Origin of the sequence: Rhizobium tumorigenes (assembly GCF_003240565.2) — a bacterium.
Lineage (GTDB): Bacteria > Pseudomonadota > Alphaproteobacteria > Rhizobiales > Rhizobiaceae > Rhizobium > Rhizobium tumorigenes.
On record NZ_CP117258.1, the window covers coordinates 46,898 to 64,072 of the forward strand.

A 17,175-nucleotide genomic window follows, 5' to 3' on the forward strand; every position below is an offset into this window, starting at 1 on the left:
GCCTAGACCTGAAAGCCGCCCAGGACAGCCTGGGCGGCTTTCGCATTTTCGGGGCGGTCCGCGGGGTTTGATCGTGTGAGCTGGGCTGCGAATGCCCGAAGCGCCGATATCGAGATGTCCTCCGAAGCGCCGTCGCAACGCTCGAGCAGAAGCGAGAGCAGGCGCCCGGCCGCGTAGAGATCGCAACGGGCATCAAGCGGCTTGCCGGCGATCTGTTCGGGTGCCGCGAAATCCGGCTGGCCTGCGAAGGAGAGATCGAGCTCCGATTGGCGCGTGCCGACAGCCACGGCAACGCCAAAGTCGGCAAGTCGGATCCGGCCCGGGCGATCGCCGTCGAACAGCAGATTGGCGGGTGAGAGATCGCAGTGGACCCAGCCTGCTTCGTGGACGCCGTCGAGCGCCGAAAGCACTGACCTTGTGATGTCGAAGATCTCGGCTATCGCAATAGACCCCTCCCGAAGACGATCGGAGAGGCTTTGACTGCACCATTCGAAAACGAGTGCCGGGCGCCCGTCTTCGAGCCGTAGCAGCGCCTGCGTTGCGACGATGTGGGGGTGGCGGAGTGCCAGGCCGATCTCTGCCTCGTGTAGCAGCAGCCGGGCCGCGACCGGGTCGCCGGCATGGCAGTCTTTCAGCATCTTCACGGCATGATAGGTGCCGAGGTCGCGGTGACGGGCGCGGTGGACCACCGTCGACGTTCCCTCATGGATCTTGTCCTCAAGCTTGAAGGTGTTGGCGATATGAGCCGTCTGCCTGTCGGAAAGCCGTTCCTCGCCGCGATCCAGCGCACACCTGACCTGATCCAGTAGCCCCCTCCGCTCAGGCGCCGGTCGGGGCCGCGTACCGTCCGTGACAAGGCTTTGCCAAAGCGCTGCAAACCTCTGTTGCACCTCGTGAAAGCCGGATGGCGTATTATCAGCCATTGCTGGGGCCGACGTCGATGACGATCGCGCTGAAATTGTCGCGGCAGTCGGCGATCAACGCTTCCTGCCCCAGGACATCGGCAGCGGCGGCGAGTTCCGTCGAAATCAGTATTTCGGCGATGCTGCGCTCCGGCAGCGCGCGGCAAAGCGGGTTGCTGCAGAGAAGCAGGCGGTCGCCCTGATGGACTATGTAGGACACCACCTCCGGACTGAACTGGCCGGGGCGACCGAGATAACGGGAGAGGCCCCGCTTCAGTCCAACCTCGAGATGATCGCGGGTAAGGCAGCGCATCATCCCATCGCGAATGAGATAGCACCGCACGTCGCCGGCCCAGATCAACGCGATGCTTTGCTCGTGGATGACAAGAGCGGCGATTGCTGAGCCCGGCGGATCCCTCTCAAACGACATTTTTACCGCCTGGATCAGTCCGTGCGCGCGGCCGAGCTTGCCCTTGATGGCGCGCACGGCCTCGTCCATGGTTTCCTGAGGTACAAACTCATCAAGCGCCGCGATTGCGATCTTTGCAGCCTCTGCCGCCGTATTGCCGTCTCCGATCCCGTCCGCGAGGGCAAACAGGCCCCGTTCTGCCGCCGTCAGGTTGGCGTCCGCATTTAGCGAGAGACGTGTGCCCGGATGGGATACCTCGGTGTGGCTTAGCGCTAGCGAAGGCAGCGGTTTCGGTTTTGGCGCCGGCGGAGGCGCGGCAGGTTTCTGGGTGTTTGCCGGCTGCACCACTGCGACCGCCGGCTGGGGCGCGACGGGGGGAGGGGTTGCCGGTTGCTCGTCCACCAGCAGCCGCAGGAGGTCACCGGGCTGTGGAGCACCGGCCGTGCGAAAGCCAACGAGGCGCCGGTCGTCACCCCTCCGCCACCAGAGAGTGCCGCTTGCACGCGGGCCTGCCTCCGGTTCCAGGTCGCCGGGGTGGGGGCTTCTCAAGCGCTTCAAACCTGCCGTGAACTCCTTGATGTCGAAGTCCCGGCGGCTGGAACTCTCAGCAATTCCTTCTGCAGCGGTGAACCAGCTGTCGTCAAGGCAGATGCGGCGCGGGTCGCCGCTGAAGCCTGGAACAGAGGCGACCACGACGAGGGGAAACCTGCGGCCGACCCGGTCCAGGCTCGGCAGGATGACACCTGCAAGTGTTGCCGCTCCCCATGGGCCGCGCTCGACGACGAAGCGCCAGGTGGGCATCCTCCTGAACCGTGCCTCCCAGTCATCGGGGAAAACCTGCTGCAGGCGTTGCACGCCGGATTGCAGCCAGACTTGCAGCGCATCCTGCAGGCCGCGGGCAAGCCAGGTCGAGACGAAGTCGCCGTGGGACGGGACTTTGCCGAAGAAGCCGACCTTATCGGCTTCGGTGCTGGTCTGGCGCAGGGCACGGTCGTTCATGGCGATCCACTCAGAATTGTGCCGGGCAGGAAAACGCCGAAAGCGCTTCCAGCCGGAAGGGATTGAGGACCGAGCCGAACTGCACGTCGAATTCCGCGACCTGGCCGCTTTTGCTGAAGGATGCCCGGAAGAGATCGCTGCCCTGGTTGTCGATCTTGGCATCGTCGAAGAGGCGGAAAGGCGACCAGTCGCCGTTTTCCGTCAGCGCCTGCTCCCAGCCGCCGGGCTGGAAGGCGAGGCGGGAGACGCTGCTTGGCGATGTCGATGGCCAGGAAATCGATTTCGATTGTACGGGCCCGTGGAAATATACAACACGTTCTCCCTCGATCTCGAGCATCACTGCGTTGGCGCCCTCAGACAGCGAGACGGGCTTGATGTTGATCGCGACAGCCGGGTTCTCGCTTCCCGCCGGGAAAAAGGCGCGGTTGATCTTGTCGGCATTCTCGAACTGGGCGACTGCCTCGCTCGGGATGCTCTTCGCGCCGAACGTACCCTTCCAGCCCCAGGGGGTGGAACTGGTATCGACAAAGGCAGCCAGCTTTTCGCTGAAGAACGTCTTGAACAGGCCTTTCGGCCCGAACAGCCGGATGAAATCGCTCATCGCCACGTCTCGGGGCGATTGCCTGTCAAACGGGTATCTGCCGGCAATGACGCTGGAGCAGAAGCTAGCACCTTCTGCCGTCCAGGAGTCGCTGATCCGTGTGCGGGCGGATTTGACCGCCAGAGAGCCGACATCCGCCGCCAGTCCTGCCATCCAGGTATCGACCGGCGGTGGCAGGCGCCGTGCCTGCTGCAGGAGGTCCTGGTTGGCGTCGGTAAGCTGGCTGTCGACGTCGAATACCTTGGCGACTTCGGCCGTCGAGGTGGTAGCCCTGGACAACTGGTCATGGACTTTCTGCAGCAGCGGTTTTAGCTGGCCTATAGGCGATTTCGGGGCATCCTTGGCCTGGTCCGAGATCGGCGTCTGCCCGGCCGGCACTTCGAGCGCGGCACGCAGGCCACCGAAGGGATCCGGCGCATCGGCTGCTGCGGTCAGTGCATTCGTCGCACTAACCGGGTCTGCGTCACCGGTGGAGGCCACATCGGTGCCGGGGGCTCGAAGATCGGTGGTCGCAACGATGGATTTCGCCAAGCCCTCGACGGGGCTGGGTTCGCTTGCAAGGATCCGGGTCGTTTCCGCGGCGTCGCCGATCGTCTGGGAAGGCTTGACCCGCATGTCGCTCAGCAGCGCCGTCCAGCGCTGTTCGAAGCTGTTGAAATAAAGCTGGAGTGCTGCCTGCGCCGTCGTATCGATGGTGGTTCCGGCCGGATTGGCCTCACCGCGCACCCAGCTCTCGTCGAGCGCCTCTCGGGCTGCATCGGTGATGTCAGGCAGCACGACCGTGCGATAACCGGTCGTTGAGAAGATGCCCGGAATGCCATCCTGCAGCGGCGTCTTCGATGCACGTTCGAACGCCTGTTCGCCAAACGCGCCAAGCGCGCTTGCGGGGGTCCACGCCGGCAAATCGCGGGAGGAGCGCTCGTTTGCCAGAATATCGTAGGTTCGGCTCGCAAGGCTTTGCGGGCGGATGGTATCGCGCGCCTTGGCGATCAGGGTATCGTCCAGCTCGATAGGTGGCAGGACACCGTCCGCCATCGCCTTTGCATGGGCAATCAGCGCGTGGCGGGCTGTGGCACGCCCTTCGCCGGGGTAAAGGGCGGTGAACATGTCTTCGGCTTCGAGGCTCACAAAATCAGGCTCGATTTTTCCAAGGCCGCCGAGCATACCATAGAGCTTGAGGGCGTTGAAGGTCGCCGCCACGTCCGTGGTCTCCGTCATCTGCTTTTGCAATTGCACCAGCATGCGCGGCAGGAGAAGGGCGTTCAGCGCCCTCTGGTAGGCGTCGCGCTGCCGGGCCGCGACCTTGCCCTCCTGGTCGAGCCCGAAGCTGACGGGCCAAACGCGCGTTTTCGAGAAATCGGTGGTCACAGCTGCAAGGTTGTCGAAGGCCGGCAGAATACGGAGGAAATCGGCATCCGACACATCACGCACGCGCACGCCGCGAATGGACTGCTCGTAGGCATCGATACGGCGGTCGGCGCTGGCAATTGCCGCGGTATTCTGGAAGTAGGTTGCAGTCCAGCTGGTCAACACCACGGCGAGAACCAGAATGGCGGATGCGTAGGCCGCCCGGCGGAAGAACACCTGGCGACGCGACAACCGCTTGTCGCGGGATACGAGCGAGGCTTCCTCGAAGATGACGTCCTTGAAAAGCCGCGACAGGAAATAGCTGCGACGCGACTGGGAGGCTGCGGCGACAGAAGGGCCAGCCTGCGTGCCCGAGGCGAAATAGACGCCCCGCAACAAGGGGGGCTCGATGAGCTTGGAGCCGGAGCAAAGCTCGGCCATCACGTCGTGAAGGCGTTCCTTCAGTGCAGCGAGTTCGGCAGGAAAGCGGAAGATGCGGCCGCGCAGTTCGGGGTTGGGCTCCTGTTGCAGGCGCTCGATCAGCATCGAGCCGACCCGTTCCTGCAGCAATGTGAATTCCGCGAGATAAAGCTCGGGAAGGGTCTCGGCCTTGTAGCTCTCGTCGAGCCCGAACGTCGTCCCCCAGACCTGCTCGCGGTCCGACTTGTTGAGGCCGTCGAAGAATTCGACGAAGCCGGTCAGAAGGTCGGCCTTGGTCAGGACCAGATAGACCGGGACGCGCGCCTGCAGCTGCTCGTCGAGTTCTGAAAGGCGCTGGCGGATGACGCGGATTTCCTCGCGTTGTGCTTCTGCATCGCGGGTCAGGAGGTCGCCGATCGAAAGCGTCAGCAGGGCGCCGTTGATCGGCTGCGAGCGGCGGTATTTGCGAAGCAGCCCCAGGAAGCCTTCCCAGCCTGCCTTTGCAGTACCGTTAAGATCGTCCTGCGTGGTGTAGCGACCTGCCGTATCGATCAGGATCGCTTCGTCCGTGAACCACCAGTTGCAATTGCGGGTGCCGCCGATTCCCTGGACGGAGTTGCTGCCGAGCGCATCCCCAAGCGGAAATTTCAGACCGGAGTTTGAGAGTGCCGTCGTCTTGCCGGAGCCGGGAGCACCGAAAATCACGTACCAGGGAAGCTCATAGATATAGCCGAAGCGCTTCTTCGTGATCCTCCTCAGGAGCTGCAGTGCTTCCTTCAGCCGATTGTGGATCTCGCTGACTTCCGCGTTCTGGCTGGCAGCCGCTTCCGCTGCTGCATCCTGCTCAATGCCCTCTACAAGCTGCTTGTCGCGACGGCGGTCGCGGTAGGTCGAATAGCCGAGATAGATCAGCCAGGCGACAATGACGACGACGATGAGCGTGATCCGCGCGTTGGGCGTGGCCAATGGCTTGAAGTCGCCATAGGCGGCAAGCGAGCCGTAGAACCAGATGACGACGCAGACCGCCGCTACCCAGATGACGGTAATGAAACGCCGTCCGATGAGGCCGGCATAGGCTTCGACGTAGGAACGCAGCGTATAGAAAAGGCTCAGCGGATTGTTCATCAGTTTGCACCTGGCTTCGCAGGGGTCTCGGGCGTGACCTGTGGCTCGGCCTTGGCCGGCGGGACCTTGAGGCCGGCATCGGTCAACCTTTCCGATGGGTCGGTGAGCACGAGGATCTCGGTACGGCGGTTCATCTCGCGGCCTGCCGGCGTGGCATTGTCGGCAATCGGATCGCTATCGGCACGGCCCTCGGTCAGGATGGCACCCGGCCCGGTAAAGCTTGTGAGAATGTCACCCACGGCCTTTGCGCGCGCTTCCGAAAGATGCCAGTTCGATGGGAACTGGATCGTGCGGATGGGGATATTGTCCGTATAGCCGATGACGACCGCGCGGAAATTTTCTTGCGCGAGAGCGCCGCCGATACGCTGGATCAAGCCCTGGAATTCGGGGCTCACCTCGGCGCTGCCGACCTCGAACAGGCCGGAGTTGTTGATACGGACGAGCAGCTTCCCATTGGAATCCGACAGGGTCACCAACTTCTTGTCGACCTCCGGCTGAAGGAAGGCGAGGAGATTGTCGAGCCGGCTTGGCGGCGGAGCGATCTTCGGCGTAGGCTCGGCCGGCGGTTGAGGCTTCGGCTCGACAACGGTTGCTTTTTGCTGCTCCGGCGGCGGTTGGGGCGCGCTGATGAGCAAGCTCGGTGCATCGCGCGGCGGGAGGCCGGCAAGCCGCTGGAAGGTCCCATCTGAAGCGCCGTTGAGCGAGAGTGTGAAGAACAGGTAGCCGAGCGCAAGAACGAGCGCCAGAAGCGAGAGCAAGGTCCAGAGGGCGACCGACGTGCGCAGCGGCTTGTGGCGCGCCGAAACGCCCTTCCAGTGCGGTGAAAGCTCGCGTTCAAAAATCCCGTACTGACCCAGCAGCGTCTTGTAGAGACTGTCGCGAATACGACCGAGTTCGAGGTTTCCGCGCGGCGATACCCGGGTACGGCCCTCGAAGGCAAGCGACAGGCTGAGGTAGATCAGCAGCAGCAGGTCCTTGTTGGCACCGGGACTTTGATGGAAGTGATCGAGAAGGTCGAACACCCGGTCGCCGCCCGTCACGTCCATGTGGAATGTGGAGACCAGCCCGGATCGTGCCCATCCGGCGCGCACGCCCCAGGGCTTGCTGAGGATGACGTCGTCGACGGTGGCGCAGATCACGTAATGCGCGGCGCGGGCTCGCTCCTGGCTGATGCGCGCGCCCGCCAGATCCCGCTCATAGCGGCCGACCGCCTCGACCGCGACCCGCCGCAGCTGTTCGATGTCCGGCTGCTCTTCGTTGTAGCGCAGCATGTGCGCAAGGTTCAGCAACGGGGCTGCGGATCGTACCAGTGTCGGCACCTCCTCGCCGCCGAAGCGGAAGTCGCGCACCATCGTCTCGACGGACCAGCCGCCGGGCGTGCCGGCTCCCGCCGGTGTATGGCCGGCGTCCAGCACATCGTCGAGCATCTCCGCCATTTTCTGTGCGGATTGGTTCTTCCTGACACCCTCGTCGGTCACTTCGACGAGGGTCGGCTGGTCTTTCCAGCCGGGTGTGGGTTCGTTGCTCATTCTCTCAGGGCCCACAGTTCCATCTCGAGGCCCGGGAAATCGCCAGCAAGATGCATGGCGATGGCGCCGGAAGTCTCGAGTTGTTTCCAAAGCGGATTTTTGGTGTCGAGTTCGAAGTAGATCGTGCCGGACCGGTAGGGTAGCTGACGCGGCAGCACGGGCAGGGGGCGAACCGGAATGCCGGGCAAGGCGACGTTGACGAGTTCGGCGATCCGTTCGACAGGGCCGACCTTGATCTGCGCCGGCAGCTTGCGTCGCACGTCCTCTGCCGGCATTTCGGCACGCACCGCAAGCACGAAGCCCGCATCCTTCAGCAGCGACCGGTCGTTGATCGTGCCGACGCGCACCCCGTGACGGCGTTCGGCAAGCTCGATCAGGACAGCCGCCTGTTCGAGGACGGCTGACAGCGAGGCGCGCAGGTCGTCGAACACGGCTGCAAATGTTGCCTTGAGGTCGTCGTGCCGATAGGGAGGAAAGTCCGTCGCGCGCTTGCGGTCCGTTGTAAAGGTCGCGAGCTCACCGGCCAGCTGAATGCAGGTCTCGTAGAATTCCATCGGGTGCATCCGCGTTGCGTTGGCCGCGATATGCTTCAGCATGGGATCGGCGCGGTTGAGGATCTGCAGCAGGAAATAATCGCCGACTTCTGCTGTGCCGCGGATCGTGGGATCGCCGATACGCTCGGCGATTGCCTCGGCGCGGTGGCGAACGATGCCGAGCAGCTCCGTCATCAACTCGGTCAAGCGGGATTCGGCAGCACAGTTGAGGCTCGCGGCGATGAATTCAGGATCGAGGATGACGGCGCGGTCGGAGCGAACCTCGATCACCCGGGCAAGTCCGATCAGCTCGTAGCCGGCCAGTTCGTCGCCCGTCTGAAGATAGCGCAGACTCAATCGACCGACGTCGATCGGCGCCATGAAATCGGTCTCGACATTGGCGTCGGGCGCCTCGTAGTTGGAGGCGACTAGGCGAACGCTGTTCAATCTTGCGCCGCCGTTCAGCGCCACGTCGGCTTTTCCCGGCTGGCGGGCGGGGAGCGCCAGGTAGATGATGGCGTTCTTGGTCTCCTGGTCGAGATCGAGCGCGGACGGCAGGTCGGCATCGATCGGGGCCTCGAAGGGCGTGCCGTCGGGCAGGATGCCGCGCAGGTTCGACAGCGCGAACTGGCCGATTGCCAGTGCGCTGCGGTCGATGCCGATCTCGGCGACGCCCCAGGGGTAGGGGGTCAAGCCACGGGTCGTGGTGCGCACCAGCCTTTCCGTCCAGCGATCCGCCTGCTGGAAATGCTGCACGCGAAGGAACATGCCTTCGCTCCAGGCTACCCGGTTCTCATTTCTCATCGTCGCGTCGTCCCTCTTCTCCTTCAGGCGGGGCAATGCCGCCGAGGTCTTGTACCTTGAAGCCTGTCGTCGGCGCTTCGCCTGTCATTGCCGCGCGAAAGATGTCGCGGACTGAAAGCGTGCTCCCGTCTTTTTCGAATTGCATCCGGTAAGCTCGCCAGTAGTCACGGCTGCGCGTCCAGGGAAGCTTACGGCCGCTCGCATCGACGCGGGCTTCGAGGATGCGAGGCTCCATCAACCGGCTTGCCTCTCGCATCAGCTTCTCGAGGGCATCGGTCAGCCGACGCTGGCGTATCAGCAAGGCCTCGGCGCGGCTGGCGACGAAATCTTCACGGCTTTGACCAGATCGATCTGGCGCAGGCTCGATGCCCGGCTGGTCGATGTCGAACACTTGATAGGCGCCATCAAGGGTCTCTTCCATGCGCGTCAGCAGCGCTTCCATAGTGTCGACCAGAGCATTGGTGCTACCGGCAGGAAGTTGTGTGAACTCAGCGGACCCTGGTTCTTGTGCTGCTTCAGGCGGGATGAAGTCTTCCGCGCCTGCGTCCTCCGTGGCAGCCATCGGGCGTACCCGGGCGATCGGTACTGAGACGCGTGTTGCCGACCCATGTTCGATGTGATCCCCGAAGTCCGAAGACCCATCGATATGCCAGTCGTCGGGCAACAATTTAGTGGCCGATTCCAGTTGAGGCGGGCCGTCCCAGCCAATCTCGACGTTTCGCGAAGAAGGGGCACCTTGCCTGCCGCGCGTCCCGCCGGTCGGCACGTCGGTTGCGCGCATCGACCATGCGTCTCCCTCCCGCTCGCCGAGAATGCCGCTTGCGCTTCCGCCGCCTGACGAAATATCCGCAAGGATGGCGGAGATCGTGAGTGGCTCGTCGCTGAGCGCGATACCCGCGTCGGGATCTTCCACATCGTGGGCGCGCTCGCCAGATATCGAGACGGCAAAGGCAAGACCGCCAAGTTCGAGCCGCGAACGGTCGCCGAGCCGAGCCGTTTCGCCCTCGTGGACAGTAACGCCATTCACGCGCGAGCCGTTGGCGCTTTTGTCGAGCAAAACAAATCCGTCGCGATCCCGCTCGATGATGCAGTGGAGCTTGGAGACCGACCTTTGGTCTTCCGGCAGCTGCCAGTCGCAATCGGCCGACCGCCCCAGCGTCCGACGGCCCCGCTCTAAATACCATTTCGCCGGGGCGCCCGAGGATGAAGCGTTGCCGCCGATCTGCTTGAGTTCAAGCCGCATGCACACCTCCCTGGGTAATGACAGGCTGGCGCTCGACGATGATCGCGTCGCCGCTGTCCGTTACTGCCGGCTCGTGGCGTGCCCAGGTGTTCCAGCCCAGCCGTGGCCCGGCCGTCGGTGACGCTCCTTCGGCCTGGCCGAGTTGGCAAAACGGAACTTCTTCTTTCCTGAGGACAACCTGGATGTCGAAGTCGAGGGCGGCTCCGACATAGAGGCGAGCCAGCGCAAACAACTCGTTGATGTTTTTTTCGCCGGGTGTCAGCGACAGATAGTCGGCATAGCCGAGCGGCCCGATGACGATGCGAAAACCGCCGCTGAAATCGCGAATTGCGGCGCCGGCGGTGGCGTTGACGCCAAGCTGGACGCCCTGCGGACTGCCCATCTGGCTGCGTTCTGCCTGTGGCACGGTTAGCCAGCGTCCGCGGAAGAGTTCGACTTCGATCGGCAGGCCGGTGAATTCTTCCAGCATGGCGCGCAGGCTTGCGGCGTTACGGTTGCGGGATGCAAAGAAGCCGGAGAACCGCAGCAGAATATCCTCCTCGACACCGCTGACGTCGATCAGACGTTTTGTGCGGAAGCCTGACAACGCGAGTAGCGACGTGACGAATGCGTTGCCGTTCCTATCGCCTCCCCAGCGCAGGCGCCGGGCTATTCGATACTTCTCGCAGGCATCGGCGAACAGTTCCGCCATGCGGCTGCTGAAGACATCGAAGAAGCTCGCCAGGGCCCGCGAGCGGTTGCGCTCCTGGCGAAGGATCTGCTCGTCGTAAGTCGATGGCATGGATCCAAGCGGACCCGTGAGGCTGGCAAGAGCGCTGCGAACCGAGACCCGCCCGCCCTTTCGTTTGAAACCGCTGACGGGCAGCGGTGCGGTCGAGACCCCTGTATGCGCAACGATGTCCAGATCGCCTCCGGCCGCTGCCTGGGCGATACGCAAGGCGGTGACCGGCTCAAAGCGACCGGGATCGCGTTCCAGCAGATCGACGACCGCAGCCGACGGAGCCCCGGTGGGGATCACGGCAATGTCGTCAGGCTTGCGGGCGGTCGATGCATCCATGGTTGGCGTCAGATCCTCTTAGAGCAGTGGCCGCTCGGCGGCACGTGGCGGCCAGCTGGCGATCGGTTGGGACTGGCCTTTCATCGAGATGGTTAGCCGGGTGAAACTGTTGACCGACGTGTAGAGACTAAAGAAGCGGTCGAGCACCGCGCCGAACAGGAAGGCCGACGGGCGATCGATAGCAGCCGGGTCGAATTCCAGCGCGATATCGGTGCCGGGCACCATGCCACCGCTTCCGAGCCGCGCTGTCGAATGGTCGGCGCGGATGCGGATCAGCGCATCGACGAGCTGTTTCGTTTCCGGGCTGTCGCGAAAAGCATAGAGCGAGAGGATGTCCTTCAAAGCCGCTCCCTCGTTGTCGAAGAGCGACAGGTGGTTGAGCAGCAGATGGGATATGAGCCGCCAGTTCCGGCCGTCCTGATCGTTCATCCTGACCGATGGGGTCGGAGGGATCAGCGCTTCCACACCGGCCACGGCTTCATGACCGGAGGCGAGTTGCAGGAAAGGATGACCGCCGCCGAAGGGCAATTGTTCCGGCAGATCGCGATTGATGCACAAGGCATCGATGCTCGCCACGGCATCCATCCTGCCGGCCGCGTGACGGTCGCGATTGACGAAGCCGATATCCATGTCGCTGGTGCCGTCGTCCTCGTCGAACCGGCGATAGGATTGCCAGTAGGCAGCGCTGTTGCCCAGCCTTTGCGAACGGCCGAAGAATGGTTGGCAAAAATCTTCCTCACCACGCGATCCTGTCAGAAGTACCCTGTCGATTGCGTAGATTTCGCGTGTCTTCTGGCGGCGGGCATCCGGCAGGAGGCGATATTCGGTCCGCGTGCCATCGACTGCAATCGGCTCGCAGGTCTGCCGGAAAAGGTTGACGGCGGGTGCGGCATGCGGGGCGAAGTCACGGACCGACAACGCACGCTCGAGCTTCGCGTCGGTTTCCTTGAGGTAGATGAAGATTTCGAGCGGCCCGCCTCTCCAGGCTCCCAGTCCTTCGATATCGATGAACAGGAACTTTCGCGGCAGGGCGAAAAACTCCGTTAGCAACCGGTAGCCGATGAAACTTGGGGCGGGGTAAGGCAGCATCGCCTGCTGCGGCTCGAAGCCGACCGGCTTGAGGTTGCGTGCCGGCAGGAAGATCGGCGATGGATCGTCCGCGTGTTTTGCCAGCGCTATCCCGAGCGTGTTGTTGCAGAGCAGTTCGTAGATGCCGACCGCCTGCTGCCAGGGCGAGGCGATATGGAGGCGAAGACGTTCGAGGCCGAGTTCGCACATCGGCTTGCGCGGGTCAAGGGAGCGCAGCGAAAGCCTGATGCAGCCGGCGGCCCCGGCATAGGGCGAAAGCGGCGCGTTGATCGGCTGGCCGGTCAGCCCGGCGTCGTAAATCTCCACCGGCGCCATTTCGACATCCTGGGTGGTCCGAAAACGGCAGGCCTCGCCGCCCACCGGTTCGGCAAGGATTTCCGTGTGGCGCGGCACCGTCTGTATGGAGGCTAGGGTTTCGCTCGGTGTGAAGCGGACGATGCTCATCGAGGGAAGCGGGGCGAGATAGTGCGGGTAAAGCGTTTCGAGCAGCCCGTCGCTGAGTTCCGGAAATTCGTCATCGAGCTTCTGGCGGACGCGGGCAGCGGAGTAGGCAAAGCTCTGGATCAATCGTTCGACATGCGGGTCGTCGGCGACATCGCCGGTCATCCGCAGGCGACCGGCGATCTTCGGAAAAGCTTCTGCAAAGCGCGCGGCCCGCCGGCGCAGTGCCAGCAATTCATCATTGTAGCGGTGCAGGAACCCCTCAGCCATTGGCCGCCTCCACCAGGAAGCGCTGGGTCGAAGGATCGATGGTCGACTCGAAGCTGATCGGCGGCATGCCCTCGTGCAAGCGAAACGTCGCCTGTATTCTCATCCGCAAAGCCCGCTCGGTCATGGTCCGGCTCTTGAGGATCGTCACGCGAACATCCGAAAGGCGGGTCTCGAACATGGAGATGCGGCGCTCGACCATCTGCGCAAGTTTCAACTTGGCCTCGTCGGTGGCGAGATTGGCCGAGACCATGCCATCGATACCGTAGCTGACCAGCGCATCCTTGAGCTCCGAAAGGGATGCGGGCGGTGCCTCGGGGCAGCGGCGCGTGTTGAGCAGCGCCTCGAGATCACGGCGGATGGACTCGCGCATTGTACGGATCTGCTCGACGGTGCTTGCCGGCGGATCGAACAGGCGATCGGGTTCTTCGTCGATCAACCGGTCGAGGATCGATCGGGAAAGCACACGGTCACGCGGTCGATAACGCTCCAGCGGATCAGCCATTTGCGGTCTGCTTTCCAGATTTGCGGTTGTTGGAGGGGTGCGGCTGCTCCAGGCTCTGCATGTCGTGGAAGGAGACCAAGTCGTCGCCGGCGAGGAAGCAGCGCTGGCCGCGCCCGGTGGTAATCCCGGTCGGCTCTTCCACCCATTGCGTCTCCCGGCCGAGCCGCAGCTTGTCGTCGCTGCCGCTGCCGGGATAGATCGCCGGGATGAGGACGGATGCGACGGCGCCGTCGGTGAGCGACAGTTCGGCGCTGCGGAAGGCAAGGTCGCGGGGCCTCGCAATCGGCTCGACGGCAATAGCGGCGATCTTGGAAAAGTCGACCCACAGATAGCCGCCGCCGGACATGATGACTTCCAGCGCATGGGGCATGCGGTCGTCGAGATCGCGGAAGTCCGACACCGGCTTGCCGTTCCAGGTCATTGCCCGCTCGCCGCGTTGTTCTTCCAGAACTGCGAGGGTCTTTTGCGTATCTTCACGGTCGCCCGTCCGGTTGGCGATGCCGATGCGCAGCGCGAGCTTGTCGAGGTCGCTCGGACCGCCGGGGAATTCTGGGACGGCACCCGTTGCAAACCACGCGTCACGTGCTGCCATGCCGCGCAGCATGTTTCGCAGCAGGGCGAACCCCATTGTCGCCTCCGGTGCAAAGGTCGCAGCCAGGCCGCACTGGTTGTCGGCCCGCTCGTAGTCGCCGGCGAGGATCAGCAAGTCGATATAGAGATGGCGAGCGTCCTGGTCGGACGGCTTGGCCTTGATATGGGCCTTTGCCGCTTGCAGCGCCTCGTCGAGAGCGTCCCTACCTAGCGCCTCTGAAATGCTTTCGGACAAGGTCATGCGGACATCCTTTCAGGGGCTGCCGCACGCGAATTCGCGGCCGCCGTGTTTGCCGTTTCTGCGATGAGGTGGAAGCTGGTGGAAACGTCGTCGAGCTGGAAATGTGGCTGAAGACGGACGGTACAGGAGAAGGTTCCGGGCTTTCCCGGGACTTCATGCACGGTGATGCCGGCAGAGCGAAGCGGGAAGCGCGTCCTGAGGGATAGGTCGGCGTCATCGTTGCCGAGCGTATAGCCCGTCAGCCAGTCCTCGAGCTTACGCTGGATCAAAATCGCGTCGGACAGCAGGCCGATCTCGTCGCGCATGATCACCTTCAGATAATGGGCGAAACGCGATGCGCAGAGCACGTATTGCAGCATCGCAGCAAGCTGCGCGTTCTGGGAGGCATGTTCGTTGGCATAGTGTGGCGGCGCGTGCATCGACTGGTTGGAGTTGAAGATTGCCGAAGCCGACAGATAGGTGGTGCCCACCGGGATAAGGCCGAGCTCGCAGAACTGCTGTTCCTGGACGCTGGTCAGCCTTGTTTCAACCGGCGGCTGGGCCGAGAGGCCGTTGCTTTCGGTGCCGAAATCGTAAGGCGCCAATTCTGCCCCGCTTAACAGGCCGCCGTCGACGGCATCCTGCGTGACGCCGCGGATATCGGCAAACCAGCCTGCCTCGATGAAATTGCGGATCACCACGGTGGCGAAGGCAAAGGCGGCGTTGCCCCAGAGAAGCGAACTGCCATCTGCCGCGATGCTTTCGCGGAACGGAAAACCGTCGTCACGCCTGCGGGCGAAGGGCTCATGCGCGGGACGCATCAGGACACGAGGCGCGACAAGGCCCAGGAAACGCGAGTCGTCGCGAGCCCGAAGGCTGTTCCAGCGTAACCGCGCCGGTTGACTGGCCAGCCACGAAAAATCCTGCACGCGGTTGAGTTCGGCGAACTCCTCGATCCCCAGCGCTTGTGGGGAGGCTCCGGCGACGAAGGGGCAGAATGCCGCTGCTGCCGTCATGCCCAATTGCGTCAGAGCACTGACGGCGTCGGCCCCCTCGGGCTCGGTCGGCGAGAAATGGTAGTCGCCGACAAGCATGCCGAACGGCTCGCCTCCTGGCATGCCGAATTCACGATTGTAAACCAGTTCGAACAGGTGGCTCTGGTCGAAATCGGAGGCTCTCTCCATGCTGCGCGCCAGCTCCAGCCAGCTGAAACTGAGGATCTTGATCTTGACGTCGCCGCTGTGGCCGGATTCGCGCACGAGCATGGCGAGCCCACGCCAGCGCGCTTCCATGGCCTGGAAGTCGGGATGGTGCAGGATTTCGTTCACCTGGCGGTTCAGAGCCTCGTCGATCAGTGCGATCAACTGGTCCGCCCGGCGCCTCCACTCTGTGCGAGAACCCATTGTCATCCTGGTGTCAGATCCAAAGCAGTTTCGGATAAGTGCCCCGCGGCAGCCGGTCCCGAACCCTGCGTGAAATTCTAAAGCGAGTTCGGGGCGCACACGCGGCGGGGCGCCGCGTGTGCTGCCGCATCAGGACTTGGACGGAATGCGCGCGACCATTCTGAGCGAGGTCGTCAGTTCCTCCATCTGCAACCATGGCCGCATCCAGGCGACGGCATTGTAAGCGCCCGGCTTGCCGGGAATTTCCTGGACGGTGACCTTGGCGTCGCGCAACGGGTATTTCGCGCGGGACTCTTCACCGGCTTCGTCATTGGCGTTGACGTAGTTGGAAATCCAACGGTTCAGCCAGGCCTCGCAATCCTTGGCCTCCATGAACGAGCCGATCTTGTCTCGTCCCATGACCTTCAGGTAATGGGCAAAGCGAGACGTGGCCATCATGTAGGGCAGGCGGGCCGAAACGGCTGCGTTCGCTGTCGCTTCCGGGCGGTCGTAGAGCTTTGGCTTGTGCGTCGTCTGCGCACCGAAGAACACGGCATAGTCGGTGTTCTTGTAGTGGCAGAGCGGCAGGAAGCCGAGCTTGCCGAGTTCCGCATCGCGGCGGTCAGTAATTCCGACTTCCGTCGGGCATTTGAGATCGAGGTCGCCGTCGTCGCTGGCAAACACATGCATCGGCAGACCTTCAACCTTGCCGCCATTTTCCGCACCACGAATGGCGGTGCACCAGCCGCTCTTGGCAAAGGCTTCCGTCAACCGCGTGCCCATCACATAGGCAGCGTTCATCCAGCAGTAGTTCTCGTGCGGTAGTTCGCCATTCTTGGAGCCGCCGGTTTCGTCGTAGTTGAACTCGTCGATCCTGCTGGTTTGCGGTCCATAGGGCATGCGCGCCAGGACGCGTGGCATGGCCAGCGTGACGAAACGGCTGTCCTCGCTATCGCGCATCCCCCGCCATTTGGCGTATTCGACAGTTTCGAAGATTTTCTCGAGATCGCGTGGCTTAGCAAGTTCGCGGAAGTCGTCGAACCCGAACATACGCGGGCTGGCCGCCGAGATGAACGGCGCGAACGCTGCCGCCGCGATGGACGAGATGCCCTGCAGGAGCTGTACGTCGTCGAATGAATTGTCGAACTCGTAATCGCCGATCAGGGCGCCCATCGGCTCGCCGCCGGGTGTGCCGAACTCGTCTTCGTAGACCGATTTGAACAGCCGTGACTGATCGAACTCGACCGCCTTGGCCAGATCCTTGCTGACTTCACGCTTCGAAGCGTTCAGCACGCGGATCTTCAGGTTGACGCTGGTCTCGCTGTTCTTGACGAGATACTGCAGCCCGCGCCATGTGCCTTCCAGCTTGACGAATTCGGGCGCCTGCATGATCGCAGCCAGCTGGGCCGAAATTGTCTTGTCGAGTTCAGCGATGGCGTTGTTCAGCGTGATCGTCAGATTACGGTCATAGGTGACTGTGCCGGCAAGGGCCTGGTCCGTCAGGGTACGCAACAGATCCTGGGCGCGATCCGGCTCTGTCTGGCGGGTGGCCGCAACGACCTTGGCGAGCAGATCGCCATCGGCGACAGCATCGGCCTGCTGCGGGGTCTGCAATTGCGTTTCAGTGCTCATTGGTCAAATCCTTCCTACCGGGACAGCGGCTCAGATCGTCTCATTCTGGAGCGCAGTGCTGTTCGAACAAAATGGTGGA

12 protein-coding genes are annotated in these 17,175 nt (G+C 63.1%); all 12 read right to left on the reverse strand.

Annotated features, from left to right (window positions below):
• Positions 1 to 2: 2 nt before the first annotated feature.
• Complete coding sequence (locus tag PR017_RS23865; protein WP_111217226.1) at positions 3 to 923, reverse strand: serine/threonine-protein kinase; 921 nt, start codon at positions 921 to 923, stop codon at positions 3 to 5.
• Positions 916 to 2,310 (reverse strand): type VI secretion system-associated protein TagF, encoded by a 1,395-nt coding sequence (gene tagF / locus PR017_RS23870; RefSeq protein ID WP_111217224.1) that lies wholly within the window; start codon positions 2,308 to 2,310, stop codon positions 916 to 918. Before tagF ends, PR017_RS23865 begins: the two co-directional genes overlap by 8 nt.
• Positions 2,311 to 2,320: 10 nt before the next feature.
• Positions 2,321 to 5,803, reverse strand: a complete 3,483-nt coding sequence (tssM, locus tag PR017_RS23875; protein ID WP_111217222.1) for a type VI secretion system membrane subunit TssM — start codon at positions 5,801 to 5,803, stop codon at positions 2,321 to 2,323.
• Complete coding sequence (gene tssL / locus PR017_RS23880; protein WP_111217220.1) at positions 5,803 to 7,332, reverse strand: type VI secretion system protein TssL, long form; 1,530 nt, start codon at positions 7,330 to 7,332, stop codon at positions 5,803 to 5,805. Before tssL ends, tssM begins: the two co-directional genes overlap by 1 nt.
• Entirely contained in the window at positions 7,329 to 8,669 is a 1,341-nt protein-coding gene (gene tssK, locus PR017_RS23885) for a type VI secretion system baseplate subunit TssK (RefSeq protein WP_111217218.1), read from the reverse strand. The genes tssL and tssK overlap by 4 nt, the downstream gene beginning before the upstream one ends.
• A complete protein-coding gene (locus tag PR017_RS23890) occupies positions 8,659 to 9,912 on the reverse strand; it encodes an FHA domain-containing protein (RefSeq protein WP_111217216.1) in 1,254 nt (417 codons plus the stop codon). The genes tssK and PR017_RS23890 overlap by 11 nt, the downstream gene beginning before the upstream one ends.
• On the reverse strand, positions 9,902 to 10,969 hold the full coding sequence (gene tssG / locus PR017_RS23895; RefSeq protein WP_111217214.1) for a type VI secretion system baseplate subunit TssG: 1,068 nt from the start codon (positions 10,967 to 10,969) through the stop codon (positions 9,902 to 9,904). Before tssG ends, PR017_RS23890 begins: the two co-directional genes overlap by 11 nt.
• An 18-nt stretch (positions 10,970 to 10,987) precedes the next feature.
• On the reverse strand, positions 10,988 to 12,769 hold the full coding sequence (tssF, locus tag PR017_RS23900) for a type VI secretion system baseplate subunit TssF (RefSeq protein ID WP_111217212.1): 1,782 nt from the start codon (positions 12,767 to 12,769) through the stop codon (positions 10,988 to 10,990).
• Positions 12,762 to 13,271, reverse strand: a complete 510-nt coding sequence (gene tssE, locus PR017_RS23905; RefSeq protein ID WP_111217210.1) for a type VI secretion system baseplate subunit TssE — start codon at positions 13,269 to 13,271, stop codon at positions 12,762 to 12,764. Before tssE ends, tssF begins: the two co-directional genes overlap by 8 nt.
• Positions 13,264 to 14,103, reverse strand: coding sequence for a type VI secretion system accessory protein TagJ (locus PR017_RS23910; protein ID WP_111217208.1), 840 nt, complete (start codon positions 14,101 to 14,103; stop codon positions 13,264 to 13,266). The genes tssE and PR017_RS23910 overlap by 8 nt, the downstream gene beginning before the upstream one ends.
• Positions 14,100 to 15,485, reverse strand: a complete 1,386-nt coding sequence (gene tssC / locus PR017_RS23915; RefSeq protein WP_111217206.1) for a type VI secretion system contractile sheath large subunit — start codon at positions 15,483 to 15,485, stop codon at positions 14,100 to 14,102. Before tssC (PR017_RS23915) ends, PR017_RS23910 begins: the two co-directional genes overlap by 4 nt.
• A gap of 129 nt (positions 15,486 to 15,614) precedes the next feature.
• Positions 15,615 to 17,096, reverse strand: a complete 1,482-nt coding sequence (gene tssC / locus PR017_RS23920; RefSeq protein WP_111217204.1) for a type VI secretion system contractile sheath large subunit — start codon at positions 17,094 to 17,096, stop codon at positions 15,615 to 15,617.
• Positions 17,097 to 17,175 lie beyond the last annotated feature (79 nt).

What these genes read in the sequence shown, in the direction of transcription:
- PR017_RS23890 (WP_111217216.1), bottom strand. Translation starts at nt 9,912, where the DNA reads ATGCGGCTTGAACTCAAGCAGATCGGCGGCAACGCTTCATCCTCGGGC.
- tssG (WP_111217214.1), bottom strand. Translation starts at nt 10,969, where the DNA reads ATGGATGCATCGACCGCCCGCAAGCCTGACGACATTGCCGTGATCCCC.
- tssC (WP_111217206.1), bottom strand. Translation starts at nt 15,485, where the DNA reads ATGGGTTCTCGCACAGAGTGGAGGCGCCGGGCGGACCAGTTGATCGCA.
- tssK (WP_111217218.1), bottom strand. Translation starts at nt 8,669, where the DNA reads ATGAGAAATGAGAACCGGGTAGCCTGGAGCGAAGGCATGTTCCTTCGC.
- tssE (WP_111217210.1), bottom strand. Translation starts at nt 13,271, where the DNA reads ATGGCTGATCCGCTGGAGCGTTATCGACCGCGTGACCGTGTGCTTTCC.
- PR017_RS23865 (WP_111217226.1), bottom strand. Translation starts at nt 923, where the DNA reads ATGGCTGATAATACGCCATCCGGCTTTCACGAGGTGCAACAGAGGTTT.
- tssF (WP_111217212.1), bottom strand. Translation starts at nt 12,769, where the DNA reads ATGGCTGAGGGGTTCCTGCACCGCTACAATGATGAATTGCTGGCACTG.
- tagF (WP_111217224.1), bottom strand. Translation starts at nt 2,310, where the DNA reads ATGAACGACCGTGCCCTGCGCCAGACCAGCACCGAAGCCGATAAGGTC.
- tssM (WP_111217222.1), bottom strand. Translation starts at nt 5,803, where the DNA reads ATGAACAATCCGCTGAGCCTTTTCTATACGCTGCGTTCCTACGTCGAA.
- tssC (WP_111217204.1), bottom strand. Translation starts at nt 17,096, where the DNA reads ATGAGCACTGAAACGCAATTGCAGACCCCGCAGCAGGCCGATGCTGTC.
- PR017_RS23910 (WP_111217208.1), bottom strand. Translation starts at nt 14,103, where the DNA reads ATGACCTTGTCCGAAAGCATTTCAGAGGCGCTAGGTAGGGACGCTCTC.
- tssL (WP_111217220.1), bottom strand. Translation starts at nt 7,332, where the DNA reads ATGAGCAACGAACCCACACCCGGCTGGAAAGACCAGCCGACCCTCGTC.